This is a genomic window from Bacteroidota bacterium, assembly GCA_018692315.1.
Taxonomy (GTDB): Bacteria; Bacteroidota; Bacteroidia; order Bacteroidales; family JABHKC01; genus JABHKC01.
Genome location: JABHKC010000031.1, coordinates 1 through 2,577 on the forward strand (window position 1 = coordinate 1; position 2,577 = coordinate 2,577).

Below are 2,577 nucleotides of genomic sequence, written 5' to 3' on the forward strand. Positions count from 1 at the left end.
AAGGCTATAAAACAAACAAATGGACAGGCTTATTAATTCAAGATTTTGTTTTGAAAAACTGGAAATTTAAAATTAGCAAAAGAACTGCTCAACTCTGGCTGTCGAAAGTATTGTGATTCTTTTTCATGCGTTTGCCCTGCAACAATTGGATATAAAAGAATACTACATTTCCCGATGGTAGAAAGTAAGAAGTTAAGGTTTCGCATTATAGATTCAAAAGCATCTCCGGTGATTTCTAATATGGGTGTGTATCAAATTCCTGAATAAGAATACGTCTATAAAAACTAAATATAATGAGAGCATTTGTATATTTTTCAATTTCGTTAATAATGGATTTCATCCACACGTTTGGTTCGATAATAGCCAGGATATTTTCAGAAAAAACATTATGATGACCAAACATTTTCCAATTTGGCTAAAGGGATGGGGCAAAGAAGTGGATTATAATTTATTCCCCGATTCTGTTTCTCTTGCATTAGCATATGAAAACAACACTGATAAAAACAGTGTTTATGGTAATCCTTTATTTGTTTCACCGGAAGAAGGAAACTTCAGTGTAGAAGAATCTTCACCGGCTATAAAACTCGGTATTGTAAACTTTCCTATGGATAGCTTTGGTGTTCAAAAACCTGAACTAAAGGCTATCGCAAAACAACCGGATATTCACCAATTGAATATTGCATCCTTACAAAAGATACAATCAAAAACAAGAGAATGGTTAGGTGCCACACTAAAAAATATTGAAACACCCGAAGAACAATCAGCATCAGGCCTTCATAGTATAAATGGTGTGATTGTTTTGAAAGTAAAGGAAGGAAGTAAACTGTCCACTGCTGGAATTAATGAAGGAGATGTAATTATTGCTGTTGAGAAAAAGAAGATAAAAAACATTACGAGTCTATTGGCAAATTATCAGGAAAACCTTTGGCACGGAAGTGTAAAATTTACCATTGTCAGACATCAGAAAGAAATGGGAATAATAATTAGTGTATCTAAGAAAACAGTTCAAAATTAAAAACATCTCTTTTTGCGATATTTCGTTTTTTTTCATTTGTCTAATACAAACGCATTTACTGCATGAAAGAAAATTGAAATCTCATCAAAAATAAATTATTTTATAAAAATTGCCTATTTTCTTAGATACACTAATTAAATCACAGTAAATGAAAAAAGCAAAAAACTACCCACACCACCAAAGAATATAAAAACAGCGAGAAACTAGGTAGCCGGGCTCAATAGTCCAGATAAAAAATCGGGATTAATCTAAACCCAAGACGGCGAGAATTATTGGAGAGTGGCTGAATTTCCGGTTTATTTTCCGATGATTTCTTATTTCCAATATTCGTGTATTTTTTGACAAGAAATTTCACACAATATATTCAAAACATAATCTCGCAAAGGCGCAAAGTTTTATAAAATAAAACTCTTTGAGATCTTAAAAACAAGTTTCAGACTCAAAGCAAGAATTGTTTCGTTTAACAGATTTCCAATATCTTTGCGGCTTTGCGAGAATTTTTTCTGGTTTATCCAGCTCAGGTGTTATACAATGAAATTTGTTTAATCAATTCGAATATTGTGTGGATAATCTTTCTCTCGATTTTGGAAAGAAATAATTTTTGAATTTTGAATTATTCCATCACGTATTTCTATAGCTTTCGAAATGGTTTTATTCTTTTCCCATGTTTTATGCCCACCGATAACTATTGGTAAAAAAGGAAGTATTGCTTCTGATATTTCCCATGAAGCCGAATCCCAATAATAACTAGGACTGTGATCAACGGAATAATAAAATTTATCCATTGAAGTTAACATTGGATTCTCAAAGCTTGTTGGTTTAGCACACCAAAAACCCATACCTTCATCACAACTTATATCGATAATAAGAGTGCCTTTTTTTAACATATCAGCCTTATGTGCCGGTACAAACATTTTAGGATTTTTAGTGTCCTGAAGTGTCCCGTTTACAATTATTTGTACGTCTGACAACATTTCTGAAAATGGACGAGTAGTACCATCAGATTCAACGGAAAGCAAATTCCCTAAACTATCATTTTTCATTTGCTTAAATGATACACCCGGTAATTGATCGCTAACATCTGTTGATACACGGCTCGTATAGACCGTGATTTGTTGAATTCCTTGTCCTTGTAATGCATATATCGCTCCCCTGCTTACCGAACCAAAACTGAGTACTATAGCTTTTCGATGTTTTCCATAATTTCCAACAAAACCTAATAAACTTATGGCATGATTTACGCCCGCATATCCTGCAATTTCATTATTTTTATAAAAGATATGCATATTTTTATCACCATTCCTACTCCAAGTAAACATTTCTTCCCATGCAATAAGGGTTAATTTTCTATCAATTGCTACTTGGGTAATTTCTTTCTGTTGAACACAATGTGGCCAACCCCACACAATTGTCCCTTCTCGTATTTGAGCTAAATCTTTTGCTAAAGGTTTAGGCATTAATACACAATCGAAGCTACTTAGTATTTCTTCTCTACAAGCAACTCGCCCTGATGTTAGTTTAGCCAAAATATCATTCCCCATGCCAAATCTCAATCCATAATC

Annotated in this window: 2 protein-coding genes; one reads left to right on the forward strand and one right to left on the reverse strand. The window is 33.3% G+C overall.

The features are described from left to right. Positions 1 to 388: 388 nt before the first annotated feature. Positions 389 to 1,015, forward strand: a complete 627-nt coding sequence (locus tag HN894_02985) for a PDZ domain-containing protein (protein ID MBT7142278.1) — start codon at positions 389 to 391, stop codon at positions 1,013 to 1,015. 542 nt (positions 1,016 to 1,557) lie between these two features. On the opposite strand, the gene HN894_02990 is transcribed toward HN894_02985, so the two are convergent. Beyond that, positions 1,558 to 2,577 (reverse strand): alanine dehydrogenase (locus HN894_02990; GenBank protein MBT7142279.1); only part of this gene is annotated, 1,020 nt, incomplete at its 5' end.

What these genes read in the sequence shown, in the direction of transcription:
- HN894_02985 (MBT7142278.1), top strand. Translation starts at nt 389, where the DNA reads ATGATGACCAAACATTTTCCAATTTGGCTAAAGGGATGGGGCAAAGAA.